The following is a 1,135-nucleotide window of genomic DNA, read 5'->3' on the forward strand; positions in this document are numbered from 1 at the left end:
GCACCGCCGAGCTGGACCTGTGGACCGGGATGCTCGCCGGGCCCGACCCAGCGCTCACCCACCGCCCGCTGGACCCAGTCGGCGACCTCGCCTCGGTGCGCCGCCACACCGTACGGCTGTCGGCGGAGCGCACCGGCCCGCTGCTGACGGCCGTGCCGGCCGCGTTCCACGCCGAGGTCAACGACGTCCTGCTCACCGCCCTCGCCCTGGCCGTCGCCGACTGGCGGCGCCGCCGGGGGCTCGGCGACCGGACCGACGTGCTGATCGCCCTGGAAGGCCACGGCCGAGAGGAGCAGGCGGTGCCCGGCGCCGACCTGTCCCGCACCGTCGGCTGGTTCACCAGCATCTTCCCGGTCCGCCTCGACCCCGGAATCTCCGCCCTGGACGGCCCCGCCGGCGGGTCGGCGCTCAAGCGGGTGAAGGAGCAGCTCCGGGCCCTGCCCGACCATGGTCTCGGCTACGGCCTGCTCCGCCACCTGCACGCCGGAACAGGGCCCGACCTGGCGAAGCTGCCCGTACCGCAGATCAGCTTCAACTACCTGGGCCGCTTCGCGGTCGAGGACGACCCGGCCGAGCCGTGGCGGCCGGTCGCCGGAGCCGGCGTCCTCGCGGGCGGCTTCGACGCGGCCATGCCGGTCGCGCCGTACACGCTGGAGATCAACGCCTACACCCAGGACACCGCGCGCGGACCCGAGCTCGGCGTCACCTGGGCCTGGCCCGGTGCGCTGCTGCCGGAACCGGCCGTCACCGACCTCGCCGCCACCTGGTTCACCGCGCTCGACGGGCTGGCCGCGCACGCCACCGCGCCCGGCGCGGGCGGCCACACCCCGTCCGACATGACCCTGGCACTGGGCCAAGACGAGATCGAGGAGTTCGAAGCCGAGTGGCAGCAGCCGTGACCCCGCCCTCCGGCCTTCAGGATGTCCTGCCCCTGACCCCCATGCAGGAGGGCCTGCTCTTCCACGCCCTGAGCGACACCGGCGGTCCCGACGTCTACACCGGTCAGCTCACCGTCGACTTCACCGGGCCGCTCGACCCCGCCGCGCTGCGCGCCGCGGGCCAGGCGCTGCTCGACCGGCATCCGCAGCTCCGGGTGGCGTTCCGGCAGCGGAAGACGGGCCAGGCCGCCGCGCTC

General features: G+C 75.2%; 2 protein-coding genes. Both read left to right on the plus strand.

Annotated features, from left to right (window positions below; genetic code table 11):
• Positions 1-899 (plus strand): condensation domain-containing protein (locus ACFFNX_RS50715; protein ID WP_378213662.1); only part of this gene is annotated, 899 nt, incomplete at its 5' end.
• Positions 884-1,135 (plus strand): condensation domain-containing protein (locus ACFFNX_RS50720; protein ID WP_378213663.1); only part of this gene is annotated, 252 nt, incomplete at its 3' end. The genes ACFFNX_RS50715 and ACFFNX_RS50720, both read left to right, overlap by 16 nt.

The sequence above is a fragment of the Actinoallomurus acaciae genome (genome assembly GCF_042429965.1).
In the GTDB taxonomy this organism is placed as follows: Bacteria; Actinomycetota; Actinomycetes; order Streptosporangiales; family Streptosporangiaceae; genus Actinoallomurus; species Actinoallomurus acaciae.